This is a genomic window from Caballeronia glebae (assembly GCF_001545035.1).
Classification (GTDB): Bacteria; Pseudomonadota; Gammaproteobacteria; order Burkholderiales; family Burkholderiaceae; genus Caballeronia; species Caballeronia glebae.
Genome location: NZ_FCOJ02000077.1, coordinates 1 through 17,514, shown reverse-complemented (window position 1 = coordinate 17,514; position 17,514 = coordinate 1). Strand labels below are relative to the sequence as shown.

Sequence of the window (17,514 nt, the reverse complement as noted above, 5' to 3'; positions counted from 1 at the left end):
GACGAGCGCGCCCGACCTAACCCCATAAGACCAACGATGGCTTTACTGCAAATCTCAGAACCCGGCATGGCGCCGGCGCCGCATCAAAGGCGCGTGGCGGTCGGCATCGATCTCGGCACGACGAACTCGCTCGTCGCGGCCGTGCGCAGCAGCGTGCCCGAAGCGCTGCCCGACGAGGACGGCCACGTGTTGCTGCCGTCGGTCGTGCGCTATCTGGAGAAGGGCGGACGGCGCATCGGCCGCACCGCGAAGGAAGAGGCGGTCATCGACCCGCGCAACACGATCGTCTCGGTCAAGCGCTTCATGGGCCGCGGCAAGAGCGAGGTCGAGGGCGCGGAGAACGCGCCGTACGATTTCATCGACGCGCCGGGCATGGTGCAGATTCGCACCATCGACGGCGTGAAGAGCCCGGTCGAAGTGTCGGCGGAAATTCTCGCGACGTTGCGTTACCGCGCAGAAGACACGCTCGGCGAGGATCTCGTCGGCGCGGTGATCACGGTGCCGGCCTATTTCGACGAAGCCCAGCGACAGGCGACCAAGGACGCGGCGAAGCTTGCCGGCCTGAACGTCCTGCGTTTGCTGAACGAGCCGACGGCGGCCGCGATCGCCTACGGTCTCGATAACGGCGCGGAAGGTCTCTTTGCCGTCTACGACCTGGGCGGCGGCACCTTCGACCTGTCGATCCTGAAACTCACGAAGGGCGTTTTCGAAGTGCTCGCGGCGGGCGGCGATTCCGCGCTCGGCGGCGACGATTTCGATCACGCGCTTTATCGGCATGTGCTGGAGCGGGCGGGCGTCACGCCCGAGACGCCGGAAGACGTGCGCCTGCTGCTCGATCGCGTGCGTTCGGCGAAGGAAGCCTTGTCGGACGCGCCCGAAACGCGCGTGAACGCGACGCTTTCCACGGGCGTCGAAATCGACGTCGCCGTGACCGAAGCCCAGTTTGCCGCGCTGACCGAAGCACTCGTCGCGCGCACGCTCACGCCGACGAAAAAAGCGCTGCGCGACGCGAAGGTCGTCGCGAAGGACATCAAGGGCGTGGTGCTGGTCGGCGGCGCGACGCGCATGCCGGTCATCCGCCGCGCGGTCGAGGCGTTTTTCGGCCAGCCGCCGCTCATCAATCTCGATCCGGATCAGGTCGTCGCGCTCGGCGCGGCGATTCAGGCCGATCTGCTCGCCGGCAACCGTCGCGGCGAAGGCGACGACTGGCTGCTGCTCGACGTGATTCCGCTGTCGCTCGGCGTCGAGACGATGGGCGGCCTCACCGAGAAAATCATTCCGCGCAATTCGACGATTCCGACCGCGCGCGCGCAGGATTTCACGACCTTCAAGGACGGCCAGACGGCGATGGCGATTCACGTCGTTCAGGGCGAGCGCGAACTCGTGTCCGATTGCCGGTCGCTCGCGCGCTTCGAACTGCGCGGCATTCCGCCGATGGCGGCGGGCGCGGCGCGCATTCGTGTGACCTATCAGGTCGACGCGGACGGTCTGCTGTCCGTGTTCGCGCGGGAGCAGGGTTCGGGCGTGGAAGCGTCGGTGGTGGTGAAGCCGTCGTACGGGCTCGCCGACGACGAAGTCGCCCGCATGCTCGAAGAGAGCTTCAAGACGGCCGACACGGACATGCTCGCGCGTGCGTTGCGCGAGGCGCAGGTGGAAGCGCAGCGCCTCATCGAAGCGACGCACGTCGCGCTCGAAGCCGACGGCGAATTGCTCGACGACGAAGAGCGCGCACAAATCCTCACGCTCGTGACCGAACTGGCGGCGCTCGCGAACGGCGAATCGGTCGAGAAGATCGAGGACGCCACCAAATCGCTCGCCACCGGCACCGATGAATTCGCCGCGCGCCGCATGAACAAGAGCATTCGCCGCGCGCTCGCCGGCCGCAAGCTCGACGACGTCTGATCATCGCGCGAATCACGAACACTCAAGCATTTACGGAAAACCAGTCTTATGCCTCAAATCGTTGTGCTGCCTCACGTGGAGCTTTGTCCGGACGGCGCGGTGATCGACGCCGATCTCGGCAAGAGCATCTGCGACAACCTGCTGGATCACGGCATCGAAATCGAGCATGCCTGCGAGAAATCGTGCGCGTGCACGACGTGCCACGTCATTATTCGCGAGGGCTTCAACGCGCTCGAACCGTCCGGCGAAGACGAGGACGATCTGCTCGACAAAGCCTGGGGTCTCGAACCGACATCGCGGTTATCATGTCAGGCAATGGTGCCTGCCGACGAGGATCTGGTGGTCGAGATCCCGCGGTACTCCATCAATCACGCCAAAGAAAATCACTGACAGGAGGCTCGCCCATGAAGTGGACAGATACCCAGGAGATCGCGATGGCACTCACCGACGCGCATCAGGATGTCGATCCCCAATATGTGCGTTTCACTGACCTGCATCGCTGGATCACGGAACTCGATGGTTTCGACGACGATCCGGAAAAGTCCAACGAGAAGATTCTCGAAGCGATCCAGGCGGCGTGGATCGAGGACGCGGATTACTGATCGTCCCGAACTCCGGTTCCAGTCTTCATACAGCGGCGGCTTCGTTAGAAGCCGCCGTTTTGTTTTGCGGGAGCGCGTCGTGTGCCGCCGCGCCTTCCGATCCTGTCTCGATTTTGCACGCGAGCAACGAATTCCATCTTTGACATAACTTCACCTCCGGATCGTTGTTCGCCGTTCCCCTGCGACTTAAAATCGCGCCCGCTTCGCGTTGTCTGACATTGAGCAATAAATGTCGGCCGCGCTTCGTCGTACCCGGCGTCCACACGCTTCTCGCGGCGATGCTTCGCATTGCAGACAAATTTTTACACACCCGCGTCAAGGCGGCGTGCGGCCGTCCCGCGCGTGGACGGTCTCTTGGGCGATCAATTGAGGAGAAGTACATGGGGAATCTGGGCCTGTCGAGGCGCGGTTTTCTGAAAGCGGGTGCGCTTGCAGGCGTGTCGGTGTTCATCGCACAGCTCGGCACCCGCGCGTTCGCCGCATTGTTCGAAGAGAAGATTCTGACGCCGGTCGAGTGGGATGCGACGAGTGGCGGCGCGAAGTTCCGCATCGACGGCATCGCGAAGGTGACGGGCGCCAAGGTGTTCGCGCGCGACATCCGCGCGGCGGACATGCCGCATTGGCCGAAGACGCAGTCGCACGCGCTGATCCTGCGCACGACGCTCGCCGATCGCACCTACGAGGGGTTCGATCTCTCGATGCTCGATGCCGGCCTTGCGCCCGATCGCATCGTCACGGCGGACGATCTCGCGCGCGACAAGCTCGCGTTCCCCGCCTTCTACGGCGACGACATGCTGCTGCCCGCAGGCAAGACGCCGGCGTATCTCGGGCAGGCGGTCGCAATCCTGATCTATCACGACTTCGCGCGCTTTCGCTTCGCAAAAGACAAGTTGCAATTCCGCGAAGGCGTGATCCGCTATGACGCCACGACCGGCCCGCTCGAACGCGATCCGTGGGCTGCGTTCCGCTACGTGCGCGTCGGCGGCAAAACGCCTTACGACGACGACACGTTTTCGAGCCTCAAGGACACGCCGCTTTTCCCGCACATGATGAAAAAGCGCGAGCCGGTGTGGGCGAGCGCCGCCGAGCACGGCAAGCTCGACGAGCAGGGCGCCTTCCATGCGGACGCGATCGCCGCGACGCTCGATCATCCGCCGGAGCAATGGCTCGTGGTCGACCGCGAGTATCGTTCGCAATCGATCGACACGGCCGCGCTCGAACCCGACAACGCGAATTGCTGGTACGACGCGGCTACGCAGTCGCTGCACATGATCATCCCGACGCAAGGCCCGTATGAAGTGGCGCAGAGCGCGATCGAGATGACGAAGAAGTCGGGCTTCGCGGTGAAGAGCCTGTTTCTGCATCCGTGTTACACGGTCGGTTACGGTTCGAAGGATCACTACAACTTTCCGTTCTACGGGCTCGTCGCGTCGCTATACGGCGATGGCCGCCCGGTGCGTATCGCCAACGACCGCTTCGAGCAGTTTCAGACGTCGATCAAGCGGCATGCGTTCGACATGCGCTATCGCATGGCGATCGACAGGAAGACGGGCCTGATTCAGGCGTTCAAGGGCGATTTCATCGCGAACGGCGGCGGGCGCTGCAACTTTTCGCCATCGGTGGCGATGGTGGCGGCGACGGCGGCTCAGTCCATCTACTACATCCCGAAGAGCGATCTCGCCACGACCGCGATCGCGTCGCGCGCGGTCGACGCAGGCTCGGCGCGCGGCTACGGCACGCTGCAGAGCATGACCGCGACCGAACTGATGATCGATGAAATCGCGCAGACGCTCGACATCGATCCGATCGATTTGCGCCTGAAGAACGTCATGCGCAGCGGCATGAAGAATACGCAAGGCGCGATTCCGGCGGGCGCCATGCGCGCGGAAGACGTGCTTCGACGCGCGCAGACGCATGTGCTCTGGACGGATCGGGCGAAGCGCAAGAGCGAATTCGAGGCGGCGAATCCGGGCAAACGCTACGGCGTCGGCTTCGCGTGTACGCAGAAGGACTTCGGCACGGGCGCGGAGAGCGCCTTCGCGAAGGTGGAATTCACCGCCGATGGCCGCATCGCGCTGCATCACTCGGGCGCGGAAATCGGCACGGGCGCGTCGACGTCGCAAGCGCTCGCGTGCGCGAAATGGCTCGGCAAGCCCGCGTCCGACGTGCACATGGCGACGATCGACTGGACCGATTTGCCGGTCGTCACGAGCGGCGATCCGTACATCATGTCGCAGCCCGAGCAGGATCGCCTGAGCGCGAATCCGCGCTGGTCGCCTTCCTATATGTCGCCGTCGAGCGCGACGAACTCGGCGTTCTACTTCACGCATTCGACGCACGAGGCGGCGCGCGTCGTGTTCCGACACGGCATCTGGCCAGCGGCGCTCGCGATTTGGGGGCAGGGTATCGGCGGCGGTCAGTCGGCGTCGTTCGTCGTGCGCATCGAAGACGCGCGCTGGACGGACGGCAAGCTATCCGCCGACGGACTCGAACCGCTTGCCTTCGAGCAGCTCGCGAAGAAGGCGCATGAACTCGGACTCGTCACGGGCGCGGTCGTGCATGCCTTCAATCGCTGGCAGTGGAGCGAGGCGCAGTTCGACATCGCGGGAGAGGGCGTGCGAATTCCCGTCGACGGCCTCTCCGTGCGCCTCGGCGCCGGCCAAGCGAAAGCCACGGCCAACGGCTACACCGTGCTCGACCGCAAGCGGGTTTTCATTCCGCCCGTGCAACGCAACAACGCGGCGGTCACGTACTACAGCGCGATCGGCACGCTCGTCGAACTGGCGGTCAGCGAGTCGAGCGGCAAGGTCGAACTGCTTTCGCATCATTCGATCATGGAATGCGGCAACCAGATCGCGCCGCAACTCGTGTCCGGCCAGTTGCAAGGCGGACTCGCGATGGGCATCGGACACGCGCTGCACGAATATCTGCCGCTTTACGAAGGCGGTCCGGGCGACGGCACCTGGAACTTCAATCGCTATCGCTTGCCGCTCGCGAGCGACGTGGCGGTGTGGAAGCAAACGGGCGAAGTGCTGCCGCCGCTTTCCGAAACCGATCCGCCGAAGGGCATCGCCGAAGTGGTGATGATTCCGGTGGTCGGCGCCATCGTCAACGCGATCGCGCATGCGATCGGCCATCGCTTCACCGATTTACCGGTGACGCCGCAAAACATTCAAGAGGTGCTCGCATGACGGCCATCCAATCCGCGGGCCTCGACTCGCGTTCGCTCTCGATGACGATCAACGGTGAAAAAATCGGCCCGACGCAGGTGCCCGCCGGTCTGCCGATGATCGATTTTCTGCACGAGTATCTCGGGCTCACCGGCTCGCGTCTCGGATGCGGTCAGGGGATCTGCCGCGCGTGCGTGGTGATCGTCGACCGGGCCGACGGCACGAGCGAGGAAGTGCGCACGTGCATCAACGGCGCGCATGCGTTCGACGGCAAAACCGTGCGCACGGTCGAAGGCCACGCGAAGCGCAACGAGCAGGGCGAGGTCGTCGAGATGTCGCCGGTGCAGCAGAAGTTTCTCGAACACTTCAGCTTCCAGTGCGGCTATTGCACGCCGGGTTTCGTCAACGCGACGACCGTGCTGATCGAAAGACTCAAGCGCAATCCGATCGCGAAGGACCAGATCGAAGCGACCATCACGGATGCGCTCAATGAGCACATCTGCCGCTGCACCGGCTACGTGCGCTACTACGAGGCCGTGAAGGATCTCGTGCTTGCCACGCCCGGACTCGTGAAGGACGCAGCATGAAGGGATCGATCCTGAAACGCCTCGCGCCGCTCGCGTTCGCCGCTTTTGCACTCATCGGATGCGGCCAGCAGAAGGATGCCGCGCCGCCCGTGAAAAGCTCGCCCGAGCAGATTGCGCGCGGCCGGTATCTTGCACACGCCGCCGATTGCGCCGCATGTCACACGGCGGCCGGCGGCGCGCCGTTCGCGGGCGGCGTGAAGCTCGAATCGCAGTTCGGTACGTTCTACGGCACGAATATCACGCCGGACGCGAAGCACGGCATCGGCACGTATGACGCCGATGACTTCTATCGCGTGCTGCACGACGGCATGACGCCGAAGCACAAACTCTATCCCGCGATGCCGTACACGTCGTATCGGCAGATATCGCGTGAGGACAGCGACGCGATCTATGCGTACCTGATGACGCAAAGGCCCGCCTCGGTGCCGAACGTCGACGCCGATCTCAGGTTCCCGTACAACGTGCGCTTTGCCGTGCGTTTCTGGGATCTGCTGTTCCTGAAAGACACCTTGCCGGATGCATCGTCGGGGCAATCCGCCGACTGGACGCGCGGGCGTTATCTTGCCAACGCGCTCGGTCATTGCGCGGAATGCCATACGCCGCGCGGCGGGTTCGGCCAGATGCAGGACGCGAAGACCTTGCAGGGCGGCGCGCTCGGACGCATCGGCGCGCCTGACATCACGCCGGCGGCGCTCGCCGCGCGCGGCTGGACGGGCGCGGATCTGCAAACGTTCTTCGCGACCGGCATGGCCCGGCAAGGCTCCGCGTTCGGCGAAATGCATCCCGTGATTTTACTGAGCACGCAGCATATGGATGCCGACGACTTGCGCGCGCTCGCGACCTATCTGCTCGGCGACGCACCCGTCAAACCCGCGCCGCTTTCCGCCGTGAAGCTCGACGATCCGGCGCAACGCACGGCCGGCCGCGGCTTCTATCTCGATTCCTGCGCGGGCTGTCACGGTTTCGACGGTCAGGGCAAGCCGCATGTCGCGGTTGGGATGGACGGCAATTCGACCTTGCGCCAGGCCGATCCGCGCAATCTCGTCGTGTCGACGCTCGATGGCATCGAGGCGCAGCGTTTCCCGGGCGTGGAAAACATGCAGCACATGCCGGGTTTCGCTCAGACCTATAGCGACGAACAGATCGCGCAGCTCGCGAACTATCTTCGCACGACCTGGGGCGGTCAGCCGGGCGATGTGACCGCCGACAAGGTGAAGTCGCTGCGCTAAGGCGACATGCCGAAAAAAACGAGGCCACGCAGCGTTGCGTGGCCTCGTCGCATTCGGCGCGCGAAAAGAATCAGACGCGCGCGCCGCGTTCCGCGAGCTGTCGCTGCAATGTCGGCCACATTTTGGCGACCGCTTCCTCGCCCGCGAGGATCGACGCGTTGCGCTGGCTGAAATCGCTGCTGCTCATCGCGTTGAGGTTGGGACGAATGACCGCGCTCGCGTATTTGTCCAGCTCGTAGGCCTTGATGGTCTGGCCCATGATCGTGAAGGTTTGCAGCAGCACGTCGAACGAGCTCGACGTCAGGCCGCTTTCCGGCCGCGCGGAGATATCGACCGCGATCACGAAGTCGGCGCCCATCTTGCGCGCGAACGCCGCCGGCACCGGACTCACGAGCCCGCCGTCGACATACTCGCGATCGCCGATCTTCACCGGCTCGAAAATCGACGGCACGCTGCACGACGCCCGCACCGCGATGCCTGTGTTGCCGCGTTGAAAGAGAATCGGCTGGCCGCTCCTGAGATCCGTGGCGACGATGCCGAGCGGCTTCGCCATCTTCTCGATCGGACGGTTGTCGAGCGTCTTGTTCAGGTAATTCTGCAGCGCGACGCCCTGCAGAATGCCGCGCGTGCGAAAGGGCATCGCCCAGTCGCTGATCGAGGCTTCGTCCATCGTCAGCGCGAGCTTGTTGATCGCGATGCCGCTCATCCCCGATGCGTACAACGCGGCGATGACCGAGCCAGCGCTCGTGCCCGCGACCAGATCGACGCGCACGTTGCGCGCTTCGAGCGCCTTGATCACGCCGATATGCGCGAAGCCGCGCGCCGCGCCGCCGCCGAGCGCGAGCCCGATGCGCAGCGGTTGTTGCGGTCCTTCCTTGGGCGGCGCGGCTGGCATGCCGGTCGCGCCTGACATGACGCCGCCCGGGGTCGTGCAGGCGGCGAGAATGGACGATGCGGCCGCGAGCGAAAACGCGCGGCGCGAAAGACGGGGTGACGATGAACTCAAGATGTGCTCCGGCGGTGCAGCGGGTCCCGGCTGGCCCGTCCGTGCGGGCGTTCGGGAGACTCGTGAAAAGCGCGCACATCATAAAACAAAAGGCGCGCGGATCGGCGCGAAGCGGGTGGCGAGTATAATTTCGTCTCATTTTGCGCGGGTTTCGAGCGCCGACGCGCACCGCCATTCATCGAGTAGACAGCAATGACCACCCAAGTCCGCACACGCTTCGCACCGAGCCCGACCGGCTTCATCCATCTCGGCAACATTCGCTCCGCGCTTTATCCGTGGGCGTTCGCGCGCAAGATGAAGGGCACCTTCGTGCTGCGCATCGAGGACACCGATCTCGAACGCTCCACCGATGCATCGGTCGATGCGATTCTCGAAGGCATGGCGTGGCTCGGGCTCGATTTCGACGAAGGCCCGTTCTATCAGATGCAGCGCATGGACCGTTATCGCGAAGTTGTCGCGCAAATGATGGAGAAGGGACTCGCGTACCACTGCTACATGTCGACGGAAGAACTCGACGCGCTGCGCGAGCGCCAGCGCGCCGCGGGCGAAAAGCCGCGCTACGACGGTACGTGGCGTCCGGAGCCGGGCAAGGTGCTGCCGCCGGTTCCGGAAGGCGTGACGCCCGTCGTGCGCTTTCGCAATCCGCTCTCGGGCGCGGTCGCGTGGGACGACGCGGTGAAAGGCCACATCGAAATCTCGAACGACGAACTCGACGATCTCGTGATCGCGCGTCCCGACGGCACGCCGACCTATAACTTCTGCGTGGTCGTCGACGATCTCGACATGAAGATCACGCACGTCATTCGCGGCGACGATCACGTGAACAACACGCCGCGCCAGATCAACATCCTGCGCGCGCTCGGCGGCGAAGCGCCGGTATACGCGCATCTGCCGACTGTGCTGAACGAGCAGGGCGAGAAGATGAGCAAGCGCCACGGCGCGATGAGCGTGACGGGTTATCGCGACAATGGGTATCTGCCCGAAGCGGTAGTGAACTATCTCGCGCGCCTCGGCTGGTCGCATGGCGATGCGGAGATTTTCTCGCGCGAGCAGTTCGTCGAATGGTTCGATCTCGACCATCTCGGCAAATCGCCCGCGCAGTACGATCACGACAAGCTCAACTGGCTCAACGCGCACTACATCAAGGAAGCGGACAACGCGCGTCTCGCCGAACTGACCAGGCCGTTCCTGCTGCAGGCGGGCATCGATGCCGCGGCGATCGACGGCGGCGCGCCGCTCGATCAGGTTATCGGGCTGCTGAAGGATCGTGCATCGACGGTGAAGGAAATCGCCGATAACGCCGCGATGTTCTATCGTGAGCCCGTCATCGAGCCGGACGCTTTCGCGCAGCACGTCACCGATACGGTGCGTCCGGCTATCGCGGAGCTGCGCGCGGCGCTCGAAAACGTCGATTGGACCAAGGAAGCGATCGCGGCGGCGCTCAAGGCGACGCTTACCGCCCACAAGCTGAAAATGCCGCAACTCGCGATGCCGGTGCGTCTGCTGGTCGCGGGCACGACGCATACGCCGTCGATCGATGCCGTCCTGATGCTCTTCGGCCGCGATGTCGTGTCGACGCGCCTGAAGAAAGCAGCGGATTGAACTCGTAGCGACGCGTGATGGATGACGGATGACGGCGGGGCGTCATCCATTGCGCACATCGGCCTCTGGCGAGACAAAAAAGTTTCACTTAACTCGTCAGACGGTATTTACAACTTCGAAAATGCCCTATAGAATCTCGTTTCTGTTCTGCAAGGGGGTATAGCTCAGCTGGGAGAGCGCTTGCATGGCATGCAAGAGGTCAGCGGTTCGATCCCGCTTACCTCCACCAAGAACAGATGAAGTAGCGCGAGGCTTGTTTTCCGGAAACGGAAGTCGCAAAAAATACTTCACAAGTAACGCGAAGTTGTTTAGAATTTTGGTCTTCGTTGATTCGAAGCAAGTAGATCAGCGAAACGGTAGTAAAGACAGAATCACAAGTTTCTGTCCCCTTCGTCTAGAGGCCTAGGACATCACCCTTTCACGGTGAGTACAGGGGTTCGAATCCCCTAGGGGACGCCAGAATATCGGCGGCTGCTAGTAAAAGCGCTGCACATTCGCGGGTGACACCGCGAATCGATGGAAAGAAGTGGAGCGGTAGTTCAGTTGGTTAGAATACCGGCCTGTCACGCCGGGGGTCGCGGGTTCGAGCCCCGTCCGCTCCGCCAACACTTGCGAGCAGGAACACTCCGGCTAATGAGAGCCGGTTTTTTTTCGCCGCAGGGTGTGTAGAAGTTGAAGTCCCCTTCGTCTAGAGGCCTAGGACATCACCCTTTCACGGTGAGTACAGGGGTTCGAATCCCCTAGGGGACGCCAGAACATCGGCGGCTGCTATAGAAAGCGCTGCAAGATTCGTAGATGACACTACGAGCCGATGAAAAGAAGTGGAGCGGTAGTTCAGTTGGTTAGAATACCGGCCTGTCACGCCGGGGGTCGCGGGTTCGAGTCCCGTCCGCTCCGCCAAATCGTTGTATGAAAAAATCCAGCCTTCGGGCTGGATTTTTTTTTGCCCGTTCGCCGCCGATTCCCTTTCGTACGCGTGGGCTGCGCGTTCGACCGTAATATTGGCCATTGCCAGCCTGCGCCCACTGTCTTAGTGTTTAGGCACTTGTTTCTCGTGCCCGCGCGATGCTCGACCCGACCGAAGACCTCTCGCTCTACCAACTGCGCCAGGCGAACATGGCGGACTTCGCCTTCGCCGAAGCGCTCACGCATGAAAACATGGTCGGCTACTATCGGCGCCACAATCTCGTGTGGCGCGGCGATCTCTTCCTCTCCAGCTGGCGCGAGTCCGAAAACTTCATCCTGCAGGCGGACGGAATACCGATTGGCGTCATGCGCGTCACCGAGGAAAATGATTCGCTGCATATCCGCGACGTGCAGATTGCGAAGGGTTATCGCGGTCGCGGCGCTGGGACTTTCCTGCTCAACACGGCGCATCGCTGGGCGAGGGCGCGCGGGCTTGGCGAATGTCAGTTGCGCGTGTTCGTCGATAACCCTGCGGCGCGGCTCTACATACGACTCGGCTATCGGCCGGCTGGTCCGCGTCTCGCGCAACTCGGCGCGATCCGGCATATGGTGCGGCGCGTTTGAGCGAGGCGCGTGCGCCTCCTACACGTTGTCGACGTCGCGCTCATCGCGGCTATCGCGCGCGAAAAATGCGCGCGGGCTCTCGCCGAACGCACGACGGAACATCGCCGAGAATGCGCTCTGGCTCTGATAGCCCAGCGCACGTGCGACTTGCGCGAGCGGACGGCCCTGGCTCAGCAAGGGAATGGCGCGGGCGAGAACGGCCTGCTGACGCCACTGTGAAAAACTCACGCCAAGCTCGCGCCTGAAAAGCCGCGCGATGGTGCGTGAACTCGCGCCCGCCTCCGATGACCAGCGTTCCAGGTCGGAATGCGACGGATCGGCCAGCACCGCGTTGCACAACGCGCGCAGACGCTTCTCGTTGGGCATCGGTACGGAAAGCGGCAACGGCTGCGAGCGAATAATTTCATCGAGCGCGAGCGTACCCAGCAGGCGCTCGCGCTGGCGGGAGATCGGTTCTTCGTCGAGCGCGGCGATGACTTCGCGCAAAAGGGGCGACACCTCGACGACGCGACACGCGCCGAGACCCGCCGGCACGACGCTCGCGTCGACATAAAGCGTCCGCAGATAGGCGTCCTCGACGATCACGACCTCGTGCGTGACATTGGGCGGCACCCAGATCGCGCGAGAGGGCGGCACCATCCAGGTCGAATCGGTGGTCGCGACGCGCAGCACGCCGCGCGACGTGTAGGCGACCTGCGCCCACGGATGCGTATGCAGCGCGATGCGCACGCCGTAGGGAACCGGCCGCGAACGCACACGAATCGGATGATCGAGCGTCGGCGAATGCTCGACGGGAATGTCGAGATGTTCGACTTCCTCGCCCGACGAGCTCGATTCGACAAACGTGGCCATGTTCGTTCAGATTGAATTGTGTTCAGGCGTCCGGGTTTCGTCGGTCGCCACGCGCCGATGTTAGCCGAAAGCGCTCGCCCGGAGCGCGCCACAAATTTTGCGCAGCGCATAATGCCCGTTGATCACCTTTCCGACAACAGGAGCGGCTCTTTCGATGCAATACGTTTTTGTCTACGGCACGCTGCGCGCGGGCGAGGTCAACGATATCAACCGCGCGGCCGCACGACACGGCGTCGCGACGCCCGAATGGATCTGCGCGGCGCACGTTCAGGGACAACTCTTCGACTTCGGCACGTATCCGGGGCTCGTGATCGACGAGAAGGGCGCACCGATTCGCGGCGATGTTTACCGGATCGAGGACGCGCTCGTGCCCGTGCTCGATGAGATCGAAAACGTGTATCCGGGCGTGGAAGGTTTATTCCGCTCCCATCGCCTGCATGTCGAGGTGGACATCGAGGGGAGACCGGATCGGATAGATTGCCTAATCTATCCCGTTGCGGCGGCCGCTGCCGACGGACTGCCGTGTATTGAGAGCGGCGACTGGGTGGCGCATCGCGCCGCGCGTGTCTAGCGGCTGAATACGCGCAATCCGCGAAACCGCAAATGCTGCTTTTGTCCGCGCCGCAGTGAGCCGACGTATCGACTCACGGCGGCGTGAATGGCCCCGTGCCTTGCAGCGGGAACCGGCTTACTGGCTGGAGTTGCCGGCCGGCTTGCTGTGCGATTTCTTGTGATGCGTCGACTTGTGCGAGGGCGTCTGCTCGGTCATTCGTTGCGATTCCTGACGCGACTGCAGAGCCTGGGCGCGCGACTCGACGTCGGAGATTTTGGCGGGATCGGTGCTCATGGTCACGCCTTGATCGCTCTGGGCATACGCGGCCGACGCGACCGCACTGAGGGACAACAGAACAGCCAGGGACACTTTCTTCATTTTTACCTCCTAGTAGTAGTTGGACCTGGAATCGTCTGTCCGATCCGTTGGAACGACAAATGTGTCTGAGCAAAGTGTCTGAGCAAAAATCGCTCCCGCTTTGCAGGCCGTCAGCCGGGAAACGTCAAACGCCTGACGATCAGACAATCCGAATCATAAGCCCGGAATCGGGCAACGGTGTGTCGTGTGCCCGCCCCAAAACCGGACACGCATGATAACGCACAATCGTCGAGTTATTTGCGAGTGCTTAGCATTGCGATCTGGTCGGGCGCGCCGACGGCTAATAGAGACGCAGCCAGCGATACACATCGAAGCGCGCGAGTCCCACGAGCTCGTGCATCGCGAGTTCGCTGTTCGTGAAGCCCCGGATGTGCGGAAAGAAGGTCGCTCGATTGGGCCGCACGTCCGACACATAGGGCGCCGGCGCATAGCCGAAAGCCTCGAAAGCGCGTAACGCGCGGCGCATGTGATACGCGGATGTGACGACGATCAAACGGTTGTCATGTGCTGGGCCCAGAATACCGGCCACGTTGCGCGCGTTCTGATAAGTATTAAGGCTTTGATTCTCGCGCACGAGATCGACTGAAGCGACCCCTTGTGCAAGGACGTATGGCGCGTAATTGTCGGCTTCGGCTTGCCCGTGATGCTGCGGATCGCCGCCGCTCAGAATCACCTTGCAGGCAGCGCCAGTGTCGCGGCATTCGCGATACAACATCCCAACGGCGGCAATGCGCCGCACGGCATTGAACTGCGGGACGAGTCCCGACTCGCCGCGACGCGTGCCGCCGCCCATCAGCACGATCGTCGTCTGCGGCGCGAACGAAGGCACGTCCGTGTGACGATAGCCGTGCTGAGCGAGATCGAGCAGCGGGGTCGCGAACCATCCCGCGCCGATCGCCCACACGAGCGCTACCACGACGATCGCAATCTGGATGCGGCGTCGCCGCCATAGCGCGAATAATGCAAAAAAAAGCAGCAATAAAGTGAATAGAACCAATTTGATTGGGGTAACGTATTGGTTTCAGGGCAATTTGTTCCGTCATCGCGTGCTCGGGAACGCATCGGCGGATGTCGCAGCAAAGCGCGTGATTAGCGCGCTGTCAACGGGGGCTTGTAATAGAAAGCAGCACCTAACGCAAGCGGTGGCCAAACATTCGGCTGCGAGTCGTTCATCGCATACGGAATTCGGCGCGCCGCGTTTAGTCGACGTCGCGGACCGTCTTGCGACCGTCACGAGCGTCGTCATGGCTGCATAGGAAGAAAGAACGAGATGACCACGTATTCCAACGAAGTTGTACTCGAAGCACTTCGCCGAGCGCAGTATCGTCAGGTACCTTGGGCGAAACGCCCCAACGTTTTCGATCTCTTGCGCGCACTCGGTTTGCTCGAACTCGCCCGGCAGCGCACCGTGGCGCCCGCGCCCGGATTCCACGCACCGGTCGATATCGCGGTCGTGACCGAGCGCGGCAAGCACGAATTCAACCGACTTTCGCGCGACGAACGTGCGACCGACTGGGACTTGCGCCGCATGGAACCTTATGCGTTCGGTGGTCAGGAAGCGGTCCTGGAGGCGCGAGTCTAGCACTGCCGAATACGCCGGCAGCGGTCGACAGTCGACAGACGGGTCGAGGGGGCGTTGTCGTCGGACGAAAAAGCCGACAGCCGGCCTACAGTCAACGCAGATTCCTCAAAAAAAGTGCCCGTATCGCGAACGACACGGGCATACCGGATCTCACTGTTGCCATGCTGTGCTCATGACATGGGGTGTGACTGGCGCGCGCCGTAGTGGTTCCGTGAAATGCGCATCGTTGCCATCGTCGCAAACCAGCTAACTCAATGATGTTGTGAACGCGCATCACGTTCGGAATCCGGACGCGCACGCACGTTGCTCGCGATATCGCCGCGCAAGTCGCCACGTGGCGCGGGCGGCGTCGCATCGCGGCTCCGGCCGGCGTTCTGCGACGCGGCCGTCGAAGCCTTCGTGCTCACGTGGAAATCGGATGCGGGAGGCGGGGGCTGGGCCTGGCTCATCGCCGCAGTGCTGGTCAGCGCGACGAACGCCCCATGCACGAGCAGAGTCGATGCCTTCATGGTGAAATCCTCGAAGCCTTCGTGGGGCTTGTTCGATCATTCACCAAGCTATGCTGTGATCCGCCGGGGCGCTGTAAGGAATCGTAAAGAGTTGTTTCGTCGAAGACACGGTCCAGGTGACTGTGCTAAGCCGCCCGGACGCAATCGATTGCCGTAGCCGGCCGGCAGCGCGACGAATGCTGAAGGTACCAAGGTTCGCGCAGGCCGCAACCTGCGCCAGAGGTGAAATGTCTGAATGAAGCCAATTGAAGCCAGCGAGTGCCGGCTTCGACCGAAGCAGATCCGTTCAGGCCATCTTGGCCGGAGCGCGCCACGATTCCGGGTTCGTCCAGAATGCGCCTCGCAGGCGATCGCGACTCGGCGGCGCCGGTGGCTTTGCGGCGCTCGAACCGATGCGCCCGCGCAACGACACTTCGCGGCCATTGCCGGAAAGGCGCTTCACGATCTCGGCCAGCGTGCCGTCTGCCTGCCATTCATCGAAGCGGCGGCGGCAAGTCGGCGGGGACGGGTAGCGTCCGGGCAGCTTCGACCAGCCTTCGCCCGTCGACAGTACCCACAAGACCGCGTTGACCACGGCCCGCGCCTCGACGCGCGGACGGCCACGCCGTTCGCTACGCGCCGGTTCGGCACAGAACAACGCCTCAACCAGCGCCCACTCGTTATCTCTCAAATCGTCGAACAGCACCATATCTCACCTCAGCGAAGCTAACCCCGGTGCGCTGCCCCGCGCCGCGCACTCTGGTCGGAATCCGATGAACGAATACCTGGGAAGGCCAGAGCGATTGCGGCGGACGATGTTCGATGTAACCGCGAATGGCTCCAACCTCTGTGCGCAATGAAATGCGAGAACCGTGCCATGCATGTTGCTAAATCCGGGAAACCCGCATGGCAGTAGGCTGACGCGATGTCAGCATGGCCCGTATCAGACCCGAAACACACTGATTAAGAAATCGGGACAATCACCAATCAAGTGCAATAGGCCCATCCAGCGTGCGTTCCGGCAGTTTGCTGCACCGCAGCGAAACGCGCGTTCGTGCCTGAAGTCAGACCATTGCCCGCTATAATTCGCATGAAACGAAGATATTGATGAGTTCCTGAATGAACGCGCCATTGAACGTGACGTTGCGGCAACTGCGCGTCTTCATCGAAGTATCGAGACTGCGCAGCTTCAGCCGCGCGGGCGATGAAATCGGCCTCACGCAGTCGGCGGTAAGCCGCTGCGTGCGCGAGCTCGAAGGGGAAATCGGCCTCAAGCTGATCGACCGGACGACGCGCGAGGTCCAGCTGACCGATGTGGGCGTCAACCTCGTCGGCACCGTGTCGCGCCTGCTCGCGGATCTCGACGAAGCCTTGCGCGAAGTCCGCGATCTCGGTCAGCAGCGCCGCGGGCGCGTGATCGTCGCGGCGAGTCCGACGGTCGCGTGCCGGCTGATGCCGCGCGTGATCGCCTCGTGTCTGCGGCAGTTTCCGCTGATCACCCTGAGCCTGCGCGATGACGTCCAGTCCGATGTCCTGCGCAAGGTGAAGTCCGGCGAGGTCGATTTCGGCGTGGTGATCGGACCGTTTTCCTCCGACGAACTACACGGCGAACCGGTGATGACCGATTCCTTCTGTCTCGTCGCGCGGCGCGATCATCCGCTCGGGCGCGAGGGCGCGGTGCCGTGGGAAGCGCTCGCCGGCGAGCGGCTCGTGATGCTCGACTACGCGTCCGGCAGCCGGCCGATTATCGATGCGGTGATGCAGGAACATGGCGTCGAGGCGCAGGTGGTGCAGGAGCTCGGGCACTCCGCGACCGTGTTCGGGCTCGTCGAGGCGGGCGTCGGCGTGAGCGTGCTGCCGTGGCTCGCGCTGCCGCTGCCGGCGGATTCGTCGCTGGTTGCGTTGCCGCTCGAACCGCGCGCCGAGCGGACCGTGGAGCTCGTGCGCCGGCGCGATCGCTCGCTGTCGCCCGCAGCGGAGTCGGTGTGGTCGCTGATCGCATCGCTGCCGCCGCGTGCGGAAGACCTCGGATA

Annotated in this window: 17 protein-coding genes and 5 tRNA genes; 16 read left to right on the top strand and 6 right to left on the bottom strand. The window is 63.1% G+C overall.

The genetic code is table 11. The annotated features are described in order from the left end of the window. Positions 1-36: 36 nt before the first annotated feature. The 6 genes from hscA (at position 37) to AWB82_RS32630 (ending at position 7,490) form a co-directional block, all read left to right on the top strand. Entirely contained in the window at positions 37-1,902 is a 1,866-nt protein-coding gene (hscA, locus tag AWB82_RS32655) for a Fe-S protein assembly chaperone HscA (RefSeq protein ID WP_086973430.1), read from the top strand. Positions 1,903-1,950: 48 nt separating this feature from the next. Next, positions 1,951-2,292 carry an ISC system 2Fe-2S type ferredoxin gene (gene fdx, locus AWB82_RS32650; RefSeq protein ID WP_086973429.1) on the top strand — a complete coding sequence of 114 codons (342 nt, stop codon included), beginning with the start codon at positions 1,951-1,953 and terminating at the stop codon, positions 2,290-2,292. Positions 2,293-2,306: 14 nt separating this feature from the next. Continuing rightward, complete coding sequence (gene iscX / locus AWB82_RS32645) at positions 2,307-2,504, top strand: Fe-S cluster assembly protein IscX (RefSeq protein WP_008349212.1); 198 nt, start codon at positions 2,307-2,309, stop codon at positions 2,502-2,504. Between the two features lie 380 nt (positions 2,505-2,884). Further along, the gene (locus AWB82_RS32640; protein ID WP_086973428.1) at positions 2,885-5,695 is read left to right on the top strand and encodes a xanthine dehydrogenase family protein molybdopterin-binding subunit; all 2,811 of its coding nucleotides are present in this window, start codon (positions 2,885-2,887) and stop codon (positions 5,693-5,695) included. Continuing rightward, positions 5,692-6,261, top strand: coding sequence for a (2Fe-2S)-binding protein (locus tag AWB82_RS32635; RefSeq protein ID WP_086973427.1), 570 nt, complete (start codon positions 5,692-5,694; stop codon positions 6,259-6,261). Before AWB82_RS32640 ends, AWB82_RS32635 begins: the two co-directional genes overlap by 4 nt. After that, the gene (locus tag AWB82_RS32630) at positions 6,258-7,490 is read left to right on the top strand and encodes a c-type cytochrome (protein WP_086973426.1); all 1,233 of its coding nucleotides are present in this window, start codon (positions 6,258-6,260) and stop codon (positions 7,488-7,490) included. Before AWB82_RS32635 ends, AWB82_RS32630 begins: the two co-directional genes overlap by 4 nt. A 70-nt stretch (positions 7,491-7,560) precedes the next feature. Here the strand turns inward: AWB82_RS32630 and AWB82_RS32625 are convergent, their stop codons facing one another. After that, positions 7,561-8,499, bottom strand: a complete 939-nt coding sequence (locus tag AWB82_RS32625; protein WP_327345878.1) for a patatin-like phospholipase family protein — start codon at positions 8,497-8,499, stop codon at positions 7,561-7,563. Positions 8,500-8,688: 189 nt separating this feature from the next. Between AWB82_RS32625 and gltX the strand changes: the two genes are divergently transcribed. The 7 genes from gltX (at position 8,689) to AWB82_RS32590 (ending at position 11,628) form a co-directional block, all read left to right on the top strand. Next, positions 8,689-10,098: a glutamate--tRNA ligase gene (gene gltX, locus AWB82_RS32620; protein ID WP_086973424.1), complete on the top strand. Its 1,410-nt coding sequence runs from the start codon at positions 8,689-8,691 to the stop codon at positions 10,096-10,098. 153 nt (positions 10,099-10,251) lie between these two features. Next, positions 10,252-10,327: transfer RNA gene (locus tag AWB82_RS32615), tRNA-Ala, on the top strand. A 154-nt stretch (positions 10,328-10,481) separates the two neighbouring features. Further along, a tRNA-Glu gene (locus AWB82_RS32610) sits at positions 10,482-10,557 on the top strand. 69 nt (positions 10,558-10,626) lie between these two features. Beyond that, positions 10,627-10,703: transfer RNA gene (locus tag AWB82_RS32605), tRNA-Asp, on the top strand. 72 nt (positions 10,704-10,775) lie between these two features. Continuing rightward, positions 10,776-10,851, top strand: a tRNA-Glu gene (locus AWB82_RS32600). A 70-nt stretch (positions 10,852-10,921) separates the two neighbouring features. Next, positions 10,922-10,998, top strand: a tRNA-Asp gene (locus AWB82_RS32595). A 165-nt stretch (positions 10,999-11,163) separates the two neighbouring features. Next, complete coding sequence (locus tag AWB82_RS32590) at positions 11,164-11,628, top strand: GNAT family N-acetyltransferase (protein ID WP_086973423.1); 465 nt, start codon at positions 11,164-11,166, stop codon at positions 11,626-11,628. Positions 11,629-11,646: 18 nt separating this feature from the next. Here the strand turns inward: AWB82_RS32590 and AWB82_RS32585 are convergent, their stop codons facing one another. Further along, a complete protein-coding gene (locus AWB82_RS32585) occupies positions 11,647-12,480 on the bottom strand; it encodes an AraC family transcriptional regulator (RefSeq protein ID WP_086973422.1) in 834 nt (277 codons plus the stop codon). A 154-nt stretch (positions 12,481-12,634) separates the two neighbouring features. Between AWB82_RS32585 and AWB82_RS32580 the strand changes: the two genes are divergently transcribed. Next, positions 12,635-13,051, top strand: a complete 417-nt coding sequence (locus AWB82_RS32580) for a gamma-glutamylcyclotransferase family protein (RefSeq protein ID WP_086973421.1) — start codon at positions 12,635-12,637, stop codon at positions 13,049-13,051. Between the two features lie 117 nt (positions 13,052-13,168). On the opposite strand, the gene AWB82_RS32575 is transcribed toward AWB82_RS32580, so the two are convergent. Both AWB82_RS32575 and AWB82_RS32570 read right to left on the bottom strand, forming a co-directional pair. Further along, the gene (locus AWB82_RS32575; RefSeq protein WP_086973420.1) at positions 13,169-13,411 is read right to left on the bottom strand and encodes a hypothetical protein; all 243 of its coding nucleotides are present in this window, start codon (positions 13,409-13,411) and stop codon (positions 13,169-13,171) included. 280 nt (positions 13,412-13,691) lie between these two features. Beyond that, on the bottom strand, positions 13,692-14,327 hold the full coding sequence (locus AWB82_RS32570) for a YdcF family protein (RefSeq protein WP_235023529.1): 636 nt from the start codon (positions 14,325-14,327) through the stop codon (positions 13,692-13,694). 354 nt (positions 14,328-14,681) lie between these two features. Between AWB82_RS32570 and AWB82_RS32565 the strand changes: the two genes are divergently transcribed. Beyond that, positions 14,682-14,993, top strand: a complete 312-nt coding sequence (locus AWB82_RS32565; RefSeq protein WP_086973418.1) for a hypothetical protein — start codon at positions 14,682-14,684, stop codon at positions 14,991-14,993. Between the two features lie 251 nt (positions 14,994-15,244). Here AWB82_RS32565 and AWB82_RS32560 read toward each other — a convergent pair whose 3' ends face one another. Together AWB82_RS32560 and AWB82_RS32555 are read right to left on the bottom strand one after the other, a co-directional pair. Then, on the bottom strand, positions 15,245-15,502 hold the full coding sequence (locus tag AWB82_RS32560; protein ID WP_086973417.1) for a hypothetical protein: 258 nt from the start codon (positions 15,500-15,502) through the stop codon (positions 15,245-15,247). Between the two features lie 286 nt (positions 15,503-15,788). Further along, positions 15,789-16,190, bottom strand: a complete 402-nt coding sequence (locus AWB82_RS32555; protein ID WP_061125459.1) for a transposase — start codon at positions 16,188-16,190, stop codon at positions 15,789-15,791. Between the two features lie 422 nt (positions 16,191-16,612). On the opposite strand from AWB82_RS32555, the gene AWB82_RS32550 reads away from it, so the two are divergent. Further along, positions 16,613-17,514 (top strand): LysR family transcriptional regulator (locus AWB82_RS32550; RefSeq protein ID WP_143756952.1); only part of this gene is annotated, 902 nt, incomplete at its 3' end.